The sequence below is a fragment of the Sphingopyxis sp. MC1 genome, assembly GCF_000371385.1.
Taxonomy (GTDB): domain Bacteria; phylum Pseudomonadota; class Alphaproteobacteria; order Sphingomonadales; family Sphingomonadaceae; genus Sphingopyxis; species Sphingopyxis terrae.
In genome coordinates this window covers 274,558-290,489 of sequence record NZ_AOUN01000006.1, presented here as the reverse complement: position 1 = coordinate 290,489, position 15,932 = coordinate 274,558, and the positions used below count along the sequence as shown (strand labels likewise).

The 15,932-nt window shown below is 64.1% G+C and carries 13 protein-coding genes and 1 riboswitch; of the genes, 5 read left to right on the top strand and 8 right to left on the bottom strand.

Features of this window, described 5'->3' with window-relative positions:
* Window positions 1–231 precede the first annotated feature (231 nt).
* Genes EBMC1_RS10470 through EBMC1_RS10455 form a run of 4 tightly spaced genes read left to right on the top strand, consistent with a single transcriptional unit; the run spans window position 232 to window position 5,044 of the window.
* The gene (locus EBMC1_RS10470; protein WP_156001133.1) at window positions 232–1,380 is read left to right on the top strand and encodes an oligosaccharide repeat unit polymerase; all 1,149 of its coding nucleotides are present in this window, start codon (window positions 232–234) and stop codon (window positions 1,378–1,380) included.
* Between the two features lie 4 nt (window positions 1,381–1,384).
* A complete protein-coding gene (locus tag EBMC1_RS10465) occupies window positions 1,385–2,536 on the top strand; it encodes a glycosyltransferase (protein ID WP_003044761.1) in 1,152 nt (383 codons plus the stop codon).
* A complete protein-coding gene (asnB, locus tag EBMC1_RS10460; protein WP_003044758.1) occupies window positions 2,536–4,476 on the top strand; it encodes an asparagine synthase (glutamine-hydrolyzing) in 1,941 nt (646 codons plus the stop codon). The genes EBMC1_RS10465 and asnB overlap by 1 nt, the downstream gene beginning before the upstream one ends.
* Window positions 4,477–4,486: 10 nt before the next feature.
* Window positions 4,487–5,044: a sugar transferase gene (locus EBMC1_RS10455; RefSeq protein ID WP_003044755.1), complete on the top strand. Its 558-nt coding sequence runs from the start codon at window positions 4,487–4,489 to the stop codon at window positions 5,042–5,044.
* Here the strand turns inward: EBMC1_RS10455 and EBMC1_RS17840 are convergent.
* Window positions 5,041–5,898 (bottom strand): NAD-dependent epimerase/dehydratase family protein, encoded by an 858-nt coding sequence (locus EBMC1_RS17840; protein ID WP_003044752.1) that lies wholly within the window; start codon window positions 5,896–5,898, stop codon window positions 5,041–5,043. The genes EBMC1_RS10455 and EBMC1_RS17840 overlap by 4 nt on opposite strands.
* A gap of 109 nt (window positions 5,899–6,007) precedes the next feature.
* On the opposite strand from EBMC1_RS17840, the gene EBMC1_RS10445 reads away from it, so the two are divergent.
* Window positions 6,008–7,117, top strand: coding sequence for a glycosyltransferase family 4 protein (locus tag EBMC1_RS10445; protein ID WP_003044750.1), 1,110 nt, complete (start codon window positions 6,008–6,010; stop codon window positions 7,115–7,117).
* On the opposite strand, the gene EBMC1_RS10440 is transcribed toward EBMC1_RS10445, so the two are convergent.
* The 7 genes from EBMC1_RS10440 to EBMC1_RS10410 form a co-directional block, all read right to left on the bottom strand.
* Window positions 7,114–9,045 (bottom strand): polysaccharide biosynthesis protein, encoded by a 1,932-nt coding sequence (locus EBMC1_RS10440; RefSeq protein ID WP_003044748.1) that lies wholly within the window; start codon window positions 9,043–9,045, stop codon window positions 7,114–7,116. The two genes, EBMC1_RS10445 and EBMC1_RS10440, sit on opposite strands and share 4 nt — an antisense overlap.
* Window positions 9,046–9,241: 196 nt before the next feature.
* Entirely contained in the window at window positions 9,242–10,258 is a 1,017-nt protein-coding gene (gene galE / locus EBMC1_RS10435; protein WP_003044744.1) for a UDP-glucose 4-epimerase GalE, read from the bottom strand.
* Between the two features lie 85 nt (window positions 10,259–10,343).
* Complete coding sequence (locus EBMC1_RS10430; protein WP_003044741.1) at window positions 10,344–11,120, bottom strand: ABC transporter ATP-binding protein; 777 nt, start codon at window positions 11,118–11,120, stop codon at window positions 10,344–10,346.
* On the bottom strand, window positions 11,113–12,099 hold the full coding sequence (locus tag EBMC1_RS10425; protein WP_003044738.1) for a FecCD family ABC transporter permease: 987 nt from the start codon (window positions 12,097–12,099) through the stop codon (window positions 11,113–11,115). Before EBMC1_RS10425 ends, EBMC1_RS10430 begins: the two co-directional genes overlap by 8 nt.
* On the bottom strand, window positions 12,096–12,893 hold the full coding sequence (locus EBMC1_RS10420) for an ABC transporter substrate-binding protein (RefSeq protein ID WP_196795408.1): 798 nt from the start codon (window positions 12,891–12,893) through the stop codon (window positions 12,096–12,098). The genes EBMC1_RS10425 and EBMC1_RS10420 overlap by 4 nt, the downstream gene beginning before the upstream one ends.
* A gap of 23 nt (window positions 12,894–12,916) precedes the next feature.
* Window positions 12,917–14,884 (bottom strand): TonB-dependent receptor plug domain-containing protein, encoded by a 1,968-nt coding sequence (locus tag EBMC1_RS10415; RefSeq protein ID WP_003044733.1) that lies wholly within the window; start codon window positions 14,882–14,884, stop codon window positions 12,917–12,919.
* A 74-nt stretch (window positions 14,885–14,958) separates the two neighbouring features.
* Window positions 14,959–15,148, bottom strand: a riboswitch (cobalamin riboswitch).
* A 70-nt stretch (window positions 15,149–15,218) separates the two neighbouring features.
* Window positions 15,219–15,611 (bottom strand): hypothetical protein, encoded by a 393-nt coding sequence (locus EBMC1_RS10410; RefSeq protein ID WP_003044730.1) that lies wholly within the window; start codon window positions 15,609–15,611, stop codon window positions 15,219–15,221.
* Window positions 15,612–15,932 lie beyond the last annotated feature (321 nt).

The following is a 15,932-nucleotide window of genomic DNA, read 5'->3' as shown; positions in this document are numbered from 1 at the left end:
ATAGAGTAAAAAATGTCTGTTCTGAGCATACTTATCTTCTCCTTTATATTTCTACACGCGTTATCGAAAGAAATAGTTCGTCAGGTCGCCAAGGTTCGGCTCGACGGTCGATTCATAATGAGCATGAATTTTTCGATCGTTTATGGCCTGTGCCCGCTCGCAATATTTTTCTTTAAAGACCTTTATGGTGACAATATAAATATATATGGTCTTAATGAAGACTCGCAGATCGTGCTAGAAATTGCTATTGCAGTACTGATTTCATATTTCACTTGCATTATCTTCTATGGGTCGGCGAAGCGCTCGCGATATTTCTCGCATCCGAAATATCAGGTCGGTCCGATCGCGCGGACGCTCAATCTACGTATCGTCTATGGGGTGATGCTCGCGCTTGGCGCCCTCTCGCTCTACGCCTATACCTATCAATATGGCGGATATTTTCGTACGGTCGAGCTGACGGGCCTGATCCGGCAGGGCTTGCAGGACGATTACCTCGAGACCGAGGGTTCTTTCATTTTTATCCAGAATCTGACCACCATGGCCTTTCTTGCCGCAGTTATCGCAATGGCGTTCGTGGCGGCCGAGGGGCGGCGTTACATTCCGTTGTTAATCGCCGCGGCGATATTGTCGATCATGGTGTCGCTGATCTGGGGCAGCCGCGGGCAGGTCCTGATCTTCGCTTTGATGCTGATCTTCACTTGGATGACCACGCGCTATCCCCGGGGCGTCGGTCTACGCCCTGGCATGGTCCTATTCTTCGCGCTGCTTGCACTGATGGCCGATTTCTTCGTCGGGGTCGGCAAGGATATCACGGCATCGCTGTATCAGGACGACCTGACGATCGGCGACGTCGTCAGCAACTACAAATATGTCCCGTTGGCACCCGTCGTTGGCTATTATGACGAGTTCATCGCGTCGCTTGTCGGAGCCTTTTCGTACAGCGGTCTCGACTACAGCTATTATTACGACAGTTTCGCTATCCCGCTGTACCTTGTTCCCGGCCGCCTGTTCGGGATCGAAAAGCCGGAGACAATCGTCGTTCTCAACACCTATCTCGTCCATGGCGTCTGGGAGCAGATGACGCCGCCGGGGCTGGTGGGGTACGGCTATTACTCGCTCGGTTTTCCCGGCGTCGTGATCTCCAGCGGCATCTATGCCTTCGTGCTCGGGCTGCTCGATCGGGCGAAGGAGATCCGAACGTTCGACAAGTCTGTCTTCCCGGTGATCTATGCGCCATTCGTGCTTTACTGGGGCATCTATTATTTCCAAGGCGATCCGAAGAATCTGACGCTCAGCATGACCCCGACGGTCATCCTGATCCTGGCGCTATGGTTCCTCTCGCTTTCGAAGCGCCACCATGTGCGGCCCGCCAAGGCCTGACCTCATGACGACATCATTGCCACGCGTCCTCCACGTCATCACCGGCCTGGATACGGGCGGAGCCGAACGTTCGCTGTTCAATCTCCTGCAATCGAGGTTGCGGGACCGGTTCGACAACCAAGTCGTGTCGCTGTCGGGGCCGGGCCATTATGGCCCATTGCTGCACGACCTCGGTATTTCCGTCCATGCGCTGGGCATGCGCGAGGGGACGGGGGCTGTCGGCGCGCTGTTGCGGCTTCGTACGCTGGTGCGCGAGATCGCCCCGGCCATAGTGCAAGGATGGATGTATCACGGAAACCTGGCGGCGAGTGCCGCCGCATGGGGGCGATCACCAAAGCCTGCAGTAAGCTGGAACATCCGCCAGTCGCTTGATGTGATCGGGCTCGAGAAACGTGGTACGCGGTGGACGATCAACGCCCTGAAGCCGCTGTCGGGCGCGCCTCGCGCGATCATCTATAACAGCTACCGCGCGTGCGGACAGCACGAGGCGCACGGTTATTCGGGCGCCCGGTCGATCGTGATCCCCAACGGCTTCGACACGCAAAAATGGCGACCCGACGCGGCACGCCGCGTGGAATGGCGCAAAAAGCTGGGGCTGACCGCGGACGAGGTCGCGCTGGGCTATGTCGGGCGCTTTCACCCGATGAAGGATATCCCGACCTTTCTTGACGCCTGCGACCGTTCGCTCAGCAGCAGCCCCAACCTGCGCGTCGTTATGATCGGAGAAGGGCTCGACGAGAACAATCGGGCGATCGTCAATGCGATCGCGCCCGAAAAGCGCGCACGCTTCCGGCTGCTCGGCCGCCGCCCCGACGTGGAGACGATCCTGCCGGCGTTTGATCTCTTCTGCCTTGCGTCGAGCCGGAACGAAGGTTTCCCGAATGTGCTTGGCGAGGCGATGGCGTCGGGCTTGCCGTCCGTCGCCACCGATGTCGGCGATAGCGCGCGGTTGATGAACGGCTTGGGGCGCGTCGTTCCACCGGGCGACGCGGCGCAAATGGCGGAAGCAATTGGTGAAATTGCCGGGATGGACCTTGCGCGCCGTAGCGAAATGGGGAAAGCGGCGCGCGACAGGATTGTTGCCACCTATGGCCTCGATGCCACCGTCGAGGCCTATGGCGGGCTCTATGATTCGATGCTGAAAAGAGACGATTGATGTGTGGCTTTACGGGGTTCCTCGATCGGACGGGATTTGCCGACGGTGAAGCGCAGCTGCGGCGAATGGCGGACACCATCGTCCACCGCGGACCCGACAGCGACGGCTATTGGGTCGATAGCGATGCGGGGATCGCGCTGGCGCATCGCCGCCTTGCGATCATTGACCTGTCGCCCGCGGGGCACCAGCCGATGCTCAGCACCGACGGCCGCTATGTGCTGAGCTACAATGGCGAGATCTACAATCATCTCGACATGCGCCGCGAGCTCGAGACCGCGGGGGCTGTCGCGTGGCGCGGCCATTCGGACACCGAAACATTGCTCGCGGGCTTTTCGGTGTGGGGTATGCTCGGCACGCTGCAACGCGCAAACGGGATGTTCGCCTTTGCACTGTGGGACCGCGCAGAACGCAAGCTCTACCTCGCCCGTGACCGAATGGGCGAAAAGCCACTTTATTACGGCATGCAGGGTTCGACACTTCTTTTCGGGTCTGAGCTAAAGGCGCTGCGCCAGCATGCCGCGTGGCGGGGCGGTGTTAACCGCAATGCGCTGGCGCTGTTTCTGCGGCACAATTATGTGCCAGGCCCCTATTCTATCTACGACGACATCCTGAAACTGCCGTCCGCGCATTATCTGGAAATCGGCCCCGACGACCGTACGCTTCCCGAGCCGGTCGCCTATTGGGACATCGCCGAAAAGGCGCGCGCGGCGCGCGCCAATCCCTTCGCGGGTTCGGCCGAAGCATCGGTCGATGCGCTCGACAGGCTGCTAAGCGATGCGGTCAATATCCGCATGGCCGCCGACGTCCCGCTCGGTGCCTTCCTGTCGGGCGGCTATGATTCGAGCACGATCGTCGCCTTGATGCAGGCGCAGTCGCGGCGGCCCGTGAAAACCTTCTCGATCGGCTTTTCGGAAGCCGAATATGACGAGGCCCATCATGCGAAGCGCGTCGCAGCGCATTTGGGCACCGACCATACCGAGCTTTACGTTACGCCGCAGGACGCGCTCGACCAGATTCCGTTGTTGCCGCATCACTGGGATGAGCCCTTTGCCGATTCTTCCCAAATCCCGACGCTGCTAGTCAGCAAGCTGGCGCGGACCGAAGTGACCGTCAGCCTGTCGGGCGACGGCGGCGACGAACTGCTCTGCGGCTATAATCGCTATGCGCAGGGTTATGATATCTGGCGCCGGCTCGGAAAGCTGCCGCGCGGGATGCGCAAGGCGGCAGCTGCTGCACTGCGACTGACCCCGGGGCGGGCAATCGACGCGATCATGAAGGTTGCCCCGTCGAAACTGCGGACGCTTGCGGTCGGCGACCGTCTACTCAAGCTTGCCGACGTCCTCGACGTCGAGCGCTCGGATGATTTCTACCGCTCGTTAATTTCGCATGCGAAGCACCCAGATCGGCTCGTTCCCGGCGCGCGCGAGCCAGAGACGCTCCTCACTGCCCACGACCCGGACTGGGAGGGTAGCGATTTCCGCGATCGCATGATGTATCTCGACATGCGGACCTATCTGCCCGACGACATCCTCGTGAAGGTCGACCGCGCGAGCATGGCGGTTAGCCTCGAATCGCGCGTGCCGCTTCTCGATCACCGGGTTGTCGAATTCGCTCTCGCGTTGCCGCTCGACTACAAGCTTCGAGAAGGGGCGTCGAAGTGGCCGCTGCGTCAGCTTCTATACCGTTACGTTCCACGCGAAATAATGGAGCGACCCAAGATGGGGTTCGGCGTGCCGATCGATCACTGGCTGCAGGGTCCGCTGCGCAACTGGGCCGACGATCTGCTCGCTGAAGACCGGCTGCAGCGCGAGGGCTTCTTCGACGTCGACGAGGTACGCCGTCTGTGGAGCGAGACGCGGAGCGGCCGGCGGCGCTGGCATTACCATGTCTGGGACATATTGATGTTCCAGGCGTGGCTCGACGCGCAGCGGGCGAATTGAGCGCGGCGCGATGCTGAAACGCGGGTTCGACCTGGTGATGTCGGCGCTGCTGTTGGTACCGGCGGTCTTCGTCTGCCTTCTCGCGGCGCTGTTTTCGGGGCTGGAGTTCCGCGCCAACCCGCTGTTCGTGCAATGGCGCGTCGGCCGCGATCAGCGACCATTTCGCCTCTACAAGATCCGCACGATGGCGCCGACGACCGGAGACCGTCCGTCGCACGAAGTCGCGGTCACGCGCATTTCGTGGTCCAGCGCGCTGATCCGCAAGCTGAAGCTCGACGAATTACCGCAGCTCATTTGCGTGCTGCGCGGCGACATGAGTCTGGTCGGTCCGCGGCCGTGCCTCCCGATTCAGCACGAACTGATCGATGCGCGCGAGCGTCATGGCGTATTTCGCGTCCGGCCCGGGGTGACTGGGCTGGCGCAGGTGCAGGGGGTCGATATGTCGGAGCCTGAGCGACTTGCGGCGATCGACGGCGATTATGTCGCGAACCAGAGCCTCGCGGGCGATATACGGATCCTGCTCCACACATTCGGCGGCGGCGGCCGCGGAGACGCCGCGAAGCGTTAAGGCGCGACCGCACGCTCGATCAGCGAATCCGCGGGGACGGGCCAATCGAGTGGACAGTCCTTGGCGAAACGCTCTCCCGAAAAGGCGGCGTCGCCGAACAGGCTGTCGCCGCGCTGGCCGATGAGCCGTCGCAGGAGCCCGCGTCCGACCCCGCCGATCGAAAACACCCGGGGCTTGCGGCCAAGCGCGCGCGATATGCGCGCATAGAATTCGGCGGTCGAAATCGGCGCGGAGTCGGTGACGATATAGGGTCCCGCGAGACCGGCTTTAGCGGCCGCGAGCAGCGCGGCGGCGAAATTGTCGACGTGGACGATACTGCGCCGGTTGTTCATGCCGCCGACCGGCAGCGGCAGGCCGCGCCGCGCCGCCGCACGCAGCATTGCAAAGGGGCCGCCCGCGTCGGCTCCGATGAGGATCGGCGGGCGTAGGATCGTAAGCCGCGTTGCGGGATGACAGGACGCGAGGTGCAAAAGTCTGTCGTCACCACGACGTTTGCTGATCCCGTAGGGTGTCGTCGGCCGGCCCCGATACTCGTCGGACACCGTCTCTCCGGCGCGCGTCACACCGGTCAAGGCGGCAACGCTGCTGACATGGACAAAGGCCGGAACGCTGGCAGCGGCGGCGGCGAGAAACAAGCTTTCGGGCAGCGCGACATTGGCGTCCTCGGCTGCGGGCCCGATTCCGCTCTTTTCACCGGCGCAGTTTATCAGCACATCGCATCCGGCAAGTTTTTGCCCAAGCGTCGCGGCATCCTCAGTACGCCCGAGCGGCACCATGCCGACATCTTTCGCCGCAAGACGACCGACCAGATGTCGTCCGAGAAAGCCCGTGGCGCCGGCGACCGCAATACGCATTATCTTTCATACCCTTGCAACGAGCCGCGAGTTCGCGTGCCGGCTCAAGTCCGCTCTTGACGCGTCGTGCGGGAAGGCGTCAAGCGGGCGCGCAGGACGAAACGGAAATATGGCCAGAATTCTGATCAACGGGTCCCACGCCCACTATCTCTACAACTTCCGGTCTGCGCTCGCCGAGGAGATGATCCGACGGGGGCACGAGGTGCATGTAGCGTCGCCCGAATTGCGAGGCGAATTCGCCGACCATTTCCGGCGGATGGGAGCAATCCCGCACGATATCGCGCTCAAGCGGACCAAGGTCTCGTTCACCGGCGACATTCTCTATTACCGCAGCATGGTCCGACTGATCCGCGAGCAGCGGATCGATTTCGTGCTCAACTATACGATCAAGCCCAATATTTGGGGCAGCCTCGCCGCGCAAAAGGCGGGCGCACGGTCGGCGAGTATGGTGACGGGCCTTGGCTTCGCTTTCATCGAGCGGAGCGGCGTGATTCGCAAACTGACGCAGAAAATCGCGCAGGGTCTGTACCGGCTGGCGACCAATGCCAACATCCATGTCATTTTCCAGAACCCCGACGATCGCGACGATTTCATCGCGGCGGGTTGCCTGAACGAAACCGCGAAGGTGGTGATGGTCAACGGATCGGGGATCAATCTCGATCAGTTCGCGCTGACCGCGCTCCCCGATCGACCGGTGTTCCTGACGATCGCGCGGCTGCTTCACAGCAAAGGGCTCTATGAGCTAGCCGAGGCAAGTCGGGCCGTGCGGGCAGCGGTTCCGGGCACGCGGATACGGATCGCCGGAATGCTAGATACCGGGCCAGATGCGGTGACGCGCGCCGAGCTCGACGAATGGATCGCCGACGGGATCGAATATCTCGGCCTGCTCGACGACGTCCGGCCCGCACTCGCCGAGGCGTCGGTCTTCGTTTTGCCGTCCTGGCGCGAAGGCACGCCGCGCACTGTGCTGGAGGCGATGGCCATGGGTCGGCCGATCGTCACGACCGACGCGCCCGGCTGCCGCGAAACGACGGTCGACGGGCTCAACGGCCGGCTGGTGCCCTTGAAAGATCCCGACGCGCTGGCGCGGGCGATGATCGAGCTGGGATCGGATGCAGGGCTTCGCGAGCGCATGGGCGCTGCAAGCCGCAAGATCGCGCAGGATAAATATGACGTCCATCAGGTGAACGCCCGGCTGCTCGATCAGATTGGGCTTTAAGCGCTGATCTTTCCGGTCTTCTCGGGTGCGAATTCGGGAACGAGTCGCGCGATGATCCGAACTGCCGCATCGGCATCGCCGAACTGGCGGATCGCTCCGTCGAGCTGGGCGAGCGCCTGCTCAAGGTCGGCCCAAGGCCACAGGATTTCACGCGCGCGCATGATTCGGGGATGATTCGTTGACTGCGGATTGTCGCCGATCAGCAACTCCTCATAGAGCTTTTCGCCGGGCCGCAGGCCGGTTTCTACGATCTCGATATCACCGTCGGGATTGTCGCTGTCACGGATCGAAAGTCCCGACAGGCGAATCATGGTGCGGGCAAGCTCGATGATCTTCACCGGCTGGCCCATATCGAGCACGAACACTTCGCCGCCCTTCGCCATCGCGCTCGCCTGTATGACGAGCTGCGCGGCTTCGGGGATCGTCATGAAATAGCGGGTGATCTCGCGGTCGGTGACGGTGACCGGGCCGCCGGCGGCAATCTGCGCCTTGAAGCGAGGGACGACCGACCCACTCGAACCGAGGACGTTGCCGAACCGGACCATGCTGAAGATCGTTTTCGAGCCCGGCTGTTCGGCACGCGCCTGAAGGATCAGTTCGCACACGCGCTTCGAGGCACCCATGATGTTCGTCGGGCGCACCGCCTTGTCGGTACTGATCAGGATGAAGTTCGAAACTCCAGCGGCCTCCGCCGCCTCGACGCTGTGAAGCGTCCCCATGATATTGTTGCGCAATCCTGACAGCGGGTTCGCCTCCACGAGCGGCACATGTTTGTAGGCCGCGGCGTGGAAGACCGTATCAGGCCGGTAGTGTCGATAGATGCGCGTCATCGACGAGCGTTCGGACACATTGGCAAGCTCAGGGATCAGCGGGACATCGACGCCAAGCTCTTGCATCAACTCGCCGAGTTCCTGCTCGATCGCGTAAAGCCCGTATTCGGACTGTTCAAGCAGGATCAATCGGGCAGGGCCGCAACGGACAATCTGGCGGCAAAGCTCGCTGCCGATCGATCCCCCGGCGCCCGAGATCAACACAGTCTTGCCGACGATCGTCTTGCCCATCAGCAGCTCGTTCGCGGCGACGGTTTCGCGACCGAGCAGCTCCTCAATCTGGATTTCGCGTAGATCGCTTACCGTGATGCTGCCGTCGATAACGTTGGTCAGATTCGGCAGCGAGCGAACATAAATCCCTTCGTTCTGGAGGGTTTCGATAATCTCGCGCCGCCGCGTGCGCGACGCGCTGGGGATCGCAAGCAATACTTCATCCACATGCGTATCGTCGAGCAGACGCTCCAGCCGGGTGGAACCGAAGACGGGCGTACCGTCGAGGCGCTGTCCGTCGAGTCGCAGATCGTCGTCGATGAAGCCTACGAGATGGACCTTCGGTTCGTGTCGCAGCGACAGTGCGAGCTGCTGCCCGGCGCGGCCGGCTCCGTAGACGAGCACACGGCGGGCATCGACATCGACGACCTTGAGCAGGTCGAGCAGGGCGAAGCGGACAAAGATACGGCTCGACGCCAGCAGCAGGAGGAAGATGATCGGGTGCAGGACGGCCAGTGTGCGAGGTACGTCGTGGATGCGGAAGGTTACGAGGATCGCGACCAGCGGCAGAGTAAGCAGACCGCAGGCGATAACGAGATCGGCAACAGTACGAGCGCCTGAATAGCGTACGAGTGAACGATAGACACCCGCTCTCCAGGCTATGGGATACCATAATGCCAGCGCGATGGCGCTAAAGATCAGGATCGGCGTTGACACAAGATCCCAGACGCCGAGCCGCAGCGAAAAGGCGATCACCACCGCTGCGTAGCACAGCATGGCGTCAACGGCGACGGCCGTGAGCTGGCGCTGACGACGGGGCCGATCAACAATGAAGTTCAGGATGGCGACGCGAAAATGGCGCCGATATTTATCGTCGGAGATCATCATTTATCGACCAATTTCAGATGAATATCCAACACCTCGAAGCCCCCGATAGTTGCTAGCGAGGTTGCGCTCAAGGGAGCAGTTACGCTTCAGCAATCTGAAAGTCTCCGTTCCGGAGAAAAATATTTGGCGCATACGAAACACTCTCCGCCCCACAACGCAAACGCGGCCCGGCTGCATTGGTTCCGCTGCTAGGCTGTCAGTTACTTTCAAACCCGCGCGGATTCTCCGACTGCCACCGCCAACTACTAGCACACATAGCGTCCGCAGCGAGGTCAGCACGCCACCCGAGCCGGTCGAAAGCCTTTGTCGTTGCGGCAACGCTGCTTGCGACGTCACCTAGTCGACGCGGGGCGATTTCGACGGCGATGGCGTGGCCGCAGGCGCGCTCGTAGGCGGCGACGAGTTCCTTGACGGTGATGCCGGTACCGGTTCCCACGTTGATCGCCTCGCAGCCGATGGCGCGCCCACTGTAGTCGATCGCCGCGAGATGCGCGGCAGCGAGATCGACGACGTGGATATAGTCGCGCTCGCCGGTGCCGTCGCGGGTGTCATAATCGTCTCCGAAGATCGCAAGCTTCTCGCGCCGGCCCACCGCCACCTGCGCGATGAAAGGCATCAGATTATTGGGGATACCCTGCGGGTCTTCGCCGATGCGGCCCGATTCATGCGCGCCCACGGGATTGAAATAGCGCAGCAGCACCGCCGATGCGTCCGGGGTCGCTTTGGCCCAGTCGCCGATGACGCCCTCGGCCATCGCCTTGGTCCGGCCATAGGGGTTGGTGGGGGCGATCGGATGATCCTCGTCGAACGGCAGATAATGCGCCTCGCCATAGACGGTTGCCGATGAGGAGAAGACGATCCGCTTGCACCCGGCGGCATCCATGGCCGCGAGCAGGTTCATCGTGCCGCTGACGTTGGTCTGATAATAGAGGAGAGGGAGGTCGCTCGATTCCCCGACGGCCTTGAGCCCGGCGAAATGGACGACGGCGTCGGGCGCAAATGTGGTCACCGCATCGCACAGCGCGTCGGCGTCGCGAATGTCTGCTTCGACCAGCCCCATGTCGCGGTTGGTCAATTGCCGCACCCGGTCAAGCGCGACGGGCGAGCTGTTCGCGAAATTGTCGAACACGCACACCTCATGCCCCGCCGCCAAAAGCTGAACGAGCGTGTGGCTGCCGATATAGCCGGCGCCGCCGGTAACAAAGACTTTCACCCATCGCCTCCTTGCTTCGCCTGCCTAGCGGTTCGCTGGCCATGGTCAATTCTGAAGGGCTTAGGCGCCAGAAGCAAAGGGTGCGTTACGTGCTTTGGCTGCGACGAAAATAGAGCGCGCTCGATCCGTCGCTGGCAAAGACGGGCTCGCGGGTGAAGAGCGCCGGGACATGCTGCGCAAAAGCATCGTGGGTTGCGGGCGTTAGCGCAGCAAGCTGGCCGCCGACGATCCACAGCACCGTGTCGGCAAATTGCGCGACCAGCGAAAGGTCGTGGAGCACCGCGACGACCGTGCGGCCGTCGGCGGCGAGCGCGGCAAGGCATTCCAAGACGCGATATTGATTGGCGGGATCGAGCGCCGCGACCGGTTCGTCGACGAGCAGGACCGGCGTTTCGGCGGCGAGGACGCGCGCGAGGCAGGCGAGGGCCGCTTCGCCGCCCGACAGGCTGGTAACGCCGCGATGGGCAAGGTCGGTGCAGCCGGTGGCGGCCATTGCGCGGTCGATCGCCGCCTTGTCCTCGGCCGAGAGCCGTCCCGGTGCGGCGCCATAGGCGAAGCGGCCGAGCGCGACCATGTCTGCAACGCTGATGTCCCAGGCGAGTTCGTGCACCTGCGGCAGATAGGCAAGCCGCCGCGCGCGTTCGGCGGGGCGCAGTGAAGTGACGTCGGCGGCGCCCATGCGAATCGTGCCCTGCGCTGGCACGACGCCCGCCACCGCGCGAAGCAGCGTCGATTTGCCTGCGCCATTGGGGCCGACGATCGCGGTCAGCTGCCCCGGGTGGAAGCGGGCACTGATATCGTCGATTAGGGGCGTTCCTTGCGCCTCGACGCGCAGCGCCTCGATGATCAGGTCGTCAGTCATGCGCACCTCCACGGCCGCGGCGCAGCACGATGAGCGTGAAGACGGGCGCGCCCGCGAGCGCGGCGACGACGCCGAGGCGCAGCTCGTTGTCTGTCGGCAGGATGCGCACAACGAGATCGGCAAGCACGAGGAGCAGCGCGCCCAGCCACGCCGACGGCGCCAGTGTCCGCCCCGGATCGTGCCCCGTCCACGGGCGAACCAAATGCGGCGCGACGATCCCGACGAAGCCGACCGCGCCGGCCAGCGCCACCGCAGCGCCGGTCGCGATTCCGGTTCCGGCGACGATCGCGATGCGGGTGCGGCGGACGTCAAGGCCGTGCGCCGCGGCAGCAGTCTCGCCAAGCGTGAGCAGCGACAGGTTCGCGCGCTGGGCGAACAGGAACAGCGCGCCGACGAGGATCAGCGGCGCGGTCATCGCGAGATCGGCGAGCGACCGGTTGGCGACCGACCCGAGCGTCCAGTTGACGAGATCGGAAAGCGAAAAGGGATTGGGCGCGAAGTTGAGGATCAGCGCCATCAGCGCGCCCGCGAGGCTCGAGAGACCGACGCCGACGAGGATCAGGCTCGCCATGCCCTGCGTCCGCACCGCCGCCGAGGCGAGGAGCAGGGTCGCGAGCGCGGCGCCCGCGATCGCGCCGAGGGGAAGCGCCCAGGGGAACAGTGCCGCGAGCCCGAAATAGAGCGTCAGCGTTGCCCCGAGCGTTGCCGCCGCCGAGACGCCGAGGATGCCGGGTTCGGCAAGCGGATTGCGCGTGAGCCCTTGCAGCGCGGCGCCGCAGAGGCCCAGTGACGCGCCAACGACCGCGGCGCTGAGCACGCGCGGCAGCCGGATGTCGGCAAGGATGATCGTCGCGGCGGAGTCATGCCCGCCGAGCCAGCCGGCGAACAGCGACGGCGACACGCCATCGGGGCCGGTCGCCAGCGCAAGCAGCGCGGCAAGGAGGAGCAGCGCGGCGAGGGTCAGGTTCAGGCGCGTCATCGCATATCCCTTCGCGCATCGGCGAGCGCCTTGACCGCGTGTCCCGTCAACCAATTGCCGCACGAGAGCCAGCCGCCGGGCACCTCGACATCGCGGGCATGGCGCGTGGCTTCGGTCACGACGGGGTGGCGCGAGGCGGTCCAATAATCCTGCCGATAGCGCGCGCTGTCGAAAAAGGCACGGAACACGAGATCGGGCGGACGGCGCACCATCTCCTCGATCGGCAGGCTGCCCCAGCCGGGGCGGGTGCGATAGGGGGTGAAGCCCGCCGCCTTCATGACCTCGGCGACCAGTGAACCGGGGCCGGTCGTGACGTCGCCGGGGGTGATGTAAAGCGCGGTGCCCGCGTGCCCGCCGCCCCGGCGCGCGGCGGCGACCTCGGTATCGAAGGCCTTGACCAGCGCCGCGGCGCGCGGGCCGGCGCCGAGCGCCGCGCCTGCCTGGAGCATCTGGCTTCGGACATCGGCGAGCGTGCCCGCATAGCCGAGCTGCACGACCCTTATCCCCATCGCTTCGAGCTGCCGGTCGAGCTTCGCGCTGCCGCCATAGGAGCGCACGACCACCGCGGGGCGCAGCATCGCAATATCCTCCAGCTGCGGGCGCAGCCGCGGCAGGCCCGCGGCGCGCGGCGCGGCAAACGCGCTGTCGCTCGCCGCCTCGAAGGATATGGCGCGGATGCGCTCCCGGGGCACGAGGCCAAGGAGCATCTGGTCGGCGCAATAGTCGATGCTGACGATGCCGTGACGGGCGGGGAGCGGCGCGCGCGGCTGGCAGGCCGAAAGGGCCGTCAGCATCGCGAGGGCCGCTCCCGCGCGCATCAGAAGGCCCAGCGGGCCCCGACATAGGCCGAGCGGCCCGCGGTGCCATAGCCGGCCACAGTCTGATAATCGGTGTTGAACAGATTTTCGATGCGGCCATAGACATCGATCCCGGCGACGAGCGGGTAGCTCGCGCGCAGATCGACCAGCCAATAATCGTCCAGCGTCACATTGTTGGCGCGATCGTCGAAGCTTTTGCCCGCATAGCGCGCGGCGACCGACAGGTCGGCGCCAGCAAAGGCGCCGCCGGGCGTCCAGCCGAGTTCGGCATTGGCAAGATGCTTGGGGCGCCGCGCGAGCCGGTTGCCCTCGTAGACCGAACCGGGGGTGCGGTCGGTGGCGACGACGAGGCTGTAGTTGGCGCTGAAGCGCAGGCCCGGCGACAGCTGTACCGCGCCCTCGACCTCGACCCCTTGGCCGCGCGCGCGGTTGATATTGTCGTAGGTGCCGAAAGGGCGGTTGCCCGTCGCGCAGATGGGGGGCAGGGGATTGGGACCGGCGGGGCAGCTCACGAAATCGATAAGATTGCGCGTGTCGCGGCGATACCAGGCGATATCGATGAACCCGAGCGGTGCGGCTTCGATGCGGACCCCGACTTCATAGGCGCGGGCGCGCTCGGGCTGCAGATCGGGGTTGCCGTAGGCGCCTGCGGTATCCGAAAGCTGGAACAGCGTCGGCGCCTTGAAGCCTTCGCGATAGCTCGCGCGCAACGTGACATGATCGCCGAGCTTCTGCCCCGCATCGAAGGCGAGGCTCGTCGCGCCGCCGAAGTCGCGGTGATTGTCGCGGCGCACCCCCGCGGTCAGCGACAACGTCTCGGTCGGCTTGCCAACGATCATCGCCCACAGTCCGGTGGTCGCGGTGCGGCCGCTGTCGCTCGAAAAGGCGTCGGCGGTCAGCGAGCGCGTCCATTCGCGCTCGGCGCCCGCGATCAGCCGCACTTGCTGTCCGCTCGCGTTGCCCGCGGTCAGCCAGTCGATGCTGTACGAAAGCCGTTCGCTGCGCCCGCGCGCCTTGAAGCTCGGATCGCTGCCCGCCGCCGGGTCGTAATTGTCGCGGTTGATGTCGGCAAAGCCGAAGGCGAGCTTGTGCGAGAAGCCGGTCGTGCTCGCGTTGCCGCCCGGGCGGTGTTCGACCGAGGCGGCGGCATAATGTTCGCGCATCTTTTGATATTCGGCGGTGTCGCCGAAGCTGTAGGTCGGGGGCGCGAAGCCGTCGAGGTCGACGCGGCTGTCGGCATACAGGCCGAAGGCGCGGAAGGTCAGCGTATTGCCGATCTCGGTCCGGTTGGTGAGGTTGAGCGCATATTGGCGGTATCCGTCGCGCTCGGTGCCGACCGCGGCGTTGCTGATTCCGTCGGTGCGGACATAGCCGCCGCCGAGGCCGAATTGCGACGCGCCGAGATCGGTGCGGAGCTGACCGTTGACCCGCGCCGTATCGCGCGCGCCATATTCGGCGCCGATCCGGCCGCTCGTGCCGCCGCCGACCGCGTCGGGCTCGGTGGTCGAGATGGCGACAACCCCGCCGATCGCCTGGCTGCCCCACGGCAGGCTGTTCGCGCCGCGCAGCACCTCGATGCGGTCGATCGCGCCGAGCATCAGATTGGCGAAGTCGAAGCCGCCGCCCGGCGAGGAGGGGTCGCCGACGCGCACCCCGTCGATGACGACCAGCGTCTGTTCGCCCTCGGCGCCGCGGATGCGCACATTCGATACGCTGCCGAGGGTGCCATATTGGGTGATGCTGACCCCGGGCAGGCGCGCAATCAGATCGGCGGCGGTGCCGTTCTGGGCGCGGCGGATGGCGGCGGCGTCGATGACCGAGACCGAGGCATTGCTTTGGTCGGCGCTGAGCAGATCGCCAACGACGGTGATCGTCGAACCATCGGGATCAGCGTCCTGCGCCCATGCAGGCGAGGCCGCGGCAACGGCCACGAGCGACAAGGTGGATTTCCAGAAAAATGACTTCACGAGTACCTCCAGCGTAACGGCTTGCCGTCACGCGAGGATCCTCGCCTGCGCCCGGTACACCCCGCCCGCGTGCAGATAACGGCGACGCCCTGGCAGGTCTCCTGGCTCGCCGGGTCAGCGGTGGGATGCGGCCTTCCCGGAAGACAAGCTTCCAGTGGCATGATTGCATCCACCTCGCCGGACTACAGTTGCGGGGGCAGCGCCGGATCGACCGGTCTTCCCTTTTCATGCCTGTTTCCAGGCAACCCGAGGTCACGGTGCGGGCCGCTAGCAAAAGCGCGGCCGCGCTGCAATCGCCAATTCGCAGGCCGAGGTTGGACCGGCGCGCCGTGTTTCAGGTGAAGTCGGGGTTGGCCGCGGCCGGCTCGATAGCGGGCTCGGCCGGGACTTTCCTGTCGGCGGCGCCAGAATGGCGGCCGCGAACGGCCCGGGCAACGAGGAGGGTCGTGAGCGGCCAGACGATCGTATTGAACAGGTCCATACGCGTGTCGGGCCAGTTCCAGTTGCCGAGATTGATCCGGTCGAGCACTTCGTTGCCGCAGGCGGCGATGATGACGATGCCGAGCGGCAATATGTCATCGAGGCCCCGGCGCATCACGAGCGCGGTCGCGAGGAAGATGAGCATCCCCGCATGCAGGTGCAGCATCGCATCGGGGAGGCCCGTCGTCGCCCCGATATCGAGAATGAGGCCGTGATAATCGGCGGCGGCTTGCTGCAGAATTTGCATTGATCTCTTTCAAATTGCGCGGAATTTCGAATCGGGCCGCCGCCCCTTGCCGCGCGCTGCCTGAACCTCGCTTGTATGCGTCGAGCTTGCGGGCATTGGCGGAAAAGTTGAAGGCCCCGCCGTCCGGCGGGGCCTTCGAGGCTGGTGCAATCCTATCCACTGGAGGTGCCCGGCCCTTGTCCAAAACTCAATCTGCCATGAGCTTTTTCACCGCTACAAATATTTGTCAACGAACGATAATTTATTTCGAGCCAAATTGGATGCTATTGTGCATTCGTCGATGGACGAGGATTCAGCATCGCTTGCCCTCATGCGGAAATA

What these genes read in the sequence shown, in the direction of transcription:
- EBMC1_RS10465 (WP_003044761.1), top strand. Translation starts at nt 1,385, where the DNA reads ATGACGACATCATTGCCACGCGTCCTCCACGTCATCACCGGCCTGGAT.
- asnB (WP_003044758.1), top strand. Translation starts at nt 2,536, where the DNA reads ATGTGTGGCTTTACGGGGTTCCTCGATCGGACGGGATTTGCCGACGGT.
- EBMC1_RS10455 (WP_003044755.1), top strand. Translation starts at nt 4,487, where the DNA reads ATGCTGAAACGCGGGTTCGACCTGGTGATGTCGGCGCTGCTGTTGGTA.
- EBMC1_RS17840 (WP_003044752.1), bottom strand. Translation starts at nt 5,898, where the DNA reads ATGCGTATTGCGGTCGCCGGCGCCACGGGCTTTCTCGGACGACATCTG.
- EBMC1_RS10445 (WP_003044750.1), top strand. Translation starts at nt 6,008, where the DNA reads ATGGCCAGAATTCTGATCAACGGGTCCCACGCCCACTATCTCTACAAC.
- EBMC1_RS10440 (WP_003044748.1), bottom strand. Translation starts at nt 9,045, where the DNA reads ATGATGATCTCCGACGATAAATATCGGCGCCATTTTCGCGTCGCCATC.
- EBMC1_RS10430 (WP_003044741.1), bottom strand. Translation starts at nt 11,120, where the DNA reads ATGACTGACGACCTGATCATCGAGGCGCTGCGCGTCGAGGCGCAAGGA.
- EBMC1_RS10425 (WP_003044738.1), bottom strand. Translation starts at nt 12,099, where the DNA reads ATGACGCGCCTGAACCTGACCCTCGCCGCGCTGCTCCTCCTTGCCGCG.
- EBMC1_RS10420 (WP_196795408.1), bottom strand. Translation starts at nt 12,893, where the DNA reads ATGCTGACGGCCCTTTCGGCCTGCCAGCCGCGCGCGCCGCTCCCCGCC.
- EBMC1_RS10410 (WP_003044730.1), bottom strand. Translation starts at nt 15,611, where the DNA reads ATGCAAATTCTGCAGCAAGCCGCCGCCGATTATCACGGCCTCATTCTC.